At 49.7% G+C, this 2,500-nt stretch carries 2 rRNA genes (both only partly in view); both read left to right on the plus strand.

Annotation, left to right across the window (positions count from 1 at the left end):
* Positions 1–1,529 (plus strand): 16S ribosomal RNA (locus DOK78_RS03985); it begins 29 nt to the left of the window's first position.
* A gap of 227 nt (positions 1,530–1,756) precedes the next feature.
* Positions 1,757–2,500, plus strand: a 23S ribosomal RNA gene (locus tag DOK78_RS03990) (it continues 2,171 nt past the right edge of the window).
* The 16S and 23S rRNA genes sit together here, the layout of an rRNA operon.

The following is a 2,500-nucleotide window of genomic DNA, read 5'->3' on the forward strand; positions in this document are numbered from 1 at the left end:
CGAACGCTGGCGGCGTGCCTAATACATGCAAGTCGAACGCTTCTTTTCCGCCGAACTTCGGTTCACTGGAAAAGAAGAGTGGCGAACGGGTGAGTAACACGTGGGTAACCTGCCCATCAGAGGGGGATAACACTTGGAAACAGGTGCTAATACCGCATAATGCTTTTTCTCGCATGAGAGAAAGCTGAAAGACGCTTTTGCGTCACTGATGGATGGACCCGCGGTGCATTAGCTAGTTGGTGAGGTAACGGCTCACCAAGGCAACGATGCATAGCCGACCTGAGAGGGTGATCGGCCACACTGGGACTGAGACACGGCCCAGACTCCTACGGGAGGCAGCAGTAGGGAATCTTCGGCAATGGACGAAAGTCTGACCGAGCAACGCCGCGTGAGTGAAGAAGGTTTTCGGATCGTAAAACTCTGTTGTTAGAGAAGAACAAGGATGAGAAGAAAATGTTCATCCCTTGACGGTATCTAACCAGAAAGCCACGGCTAACTACGTGCCAGCAGCCGCGGTAATACGTAGGTGGCAAGCGTTGTCCGGATTTATTGGGCGTAAAGCGAGCGCAGGCGGTTTCTTAAGTCTGATGTGAAAGCCCCCGGCTTAACCGGGGAGGGTCATTGGAAACTGGGAGACTTGAGTGCAGAAGAGGAGAGTGGAATTCCATGTGTAGCGGTGAAATGCGTAGATATATGGAGGAACACCAGTGGCGAAGGCGGCTCTCTGGTCTGTAACTGACGCTGAGGCTCGAAAGCGTGGGGAGCGAACAGGATTAGATACCCTGGTAGTCCACGCCGTAAACGATGAGTGCTAAGTGTTGGAGGGTTTCCGCCCTTCAGTGCTGCAGCAAACGCATTAAGCACTCCGCCTGGGGAGTACGACCGCAAGGTTGAAACTCAAAGGAATTGACGGGGGCCCGCACAAGCGGTGGAGCATGTGGTTTAATTCGAAGCAACGCGAAGAACCTTACCAGGTCTTGACATCCTTTGACCACTCTAGAGATAGAGCTTTCCCTTCGGGGACAAAGTGACAGGTGGTGCATGGTTGTCGTCAGCTCGTGTCGTGAGATGTTGGGTTAAGTCCCGCAACGAGCGCAACCCTTATTGTTAGTTGCCATCATTTAGTTGGGCACTCTAGCGAGACTGCCGGTGACAAACCGGAGGAAGGTGGGGATGACGTCAAATCATCATGCCCCTTATGACCTGGGCTACACACGTGCTACAATGGGAAGTACAACGAGTTGCGAAGTCGCGAGGCTAAGCTAATCTCTTAAAACTTCTCTCAGTTCGGATTGTAGGCTGCAACTCGCCTACATGAAGCCGGAATCGCTAGTAATCGCGGATCAGCACGCCGCGGTGAATACGTTCCCGGGCCTTGTACACACCGCCCGTCACACCACGAGAGTTTGTAACACCCGAAGTCGGTGAGGTAACCTTTTTGGAGCCAGCCGCCTAAGGTGGGATAGATGATTGGGGTGAAGTCGTAACAAGGTAGCCGTATCGGAAGGTGCGGCTGGATCACCTCCTTTCTAAGGAATATTACGGAAACTACACATCGTTTGCCTTTGTTCAGTTTTGAGAGGTTTACTCTCAAACAGATTGTTCATTGAAAACTGGATATTTAAAGTAAAGAAATCAAAACAAACCGAGAACACCGCGTTGAATGAGTTTTTTAATAAGTTCAATTGCTTATTTTTCTTGATAAAACTTCTATCGCTAGAAGATCTTTATCAAAACCCAACCGTAAGGTTGATAAGGTTAAGTGAATAAGGGCGCATGGTGGATGCCTTGGCACTAGGAGCCGATGAAGGACGGGACTAACACCGATATGCTTTGGGGAGCTGTAAGTAAGCTTTGATCCAGAGATTTCCGAATGGGGGAACCCAACATCTTTTATAGGATGTTACTTGTCAGTGAATACATAGCTGATAGGAGGTAGACGCAGAGAACTGAAACATCTAAGTACCTGCAGGAAGAGAAAGAAAATTCGATTCCCTGAGTAGCGGCGAGCGAAACGGGAAAAGCCCAAACCAAGATGCTTGCATCTTGGGGTTGTAGGACTCCGATATGGTAGTTCTTTCAGATAGTTGAATAACTTGGAAAAGTTAGCTAAAGAGGGTGAAAGCCCCGTAGACGAAATGTGAAAGACACCTAGGAGGATCCTGAGTACGGCGGAACACGAGGAATTCCGTCGGAATCCGGGAGGACCATCTCCCAAGGCTAAATACTCCCTAGTGACCGATAGTGAACCAGTACCGTGAGGGAAAGGTGAAAAGCACCCCGGAAGGGGAGTGAAATAGATCCTGAAACCATGTGCCTACAACAAGTTAGAGCCCGTTAATGGGTGATAGCGTGCCTTTTGTAGAATGAACCGGCGAGTTACGATTGCATGCGAGGTTAAGTTGAAGAAACGGAGCCGTAGCGAAAGCGAGTCTGAATAGGGCGAATGAGTATGTAGTCGTAGACCCGAAACCATGTGATCTACCCATGTCCAGGTTGA

The sequence above is a fragment of the Enterococcus sp. DIV2402 genome (genome assembly GCF_017426705.2).
GTDB lineage: Bacteria > Bacillota > Bacilli > Lactobacillales > Enterococcaceae > Enterococcus_F > Enterococcus_F lowellii.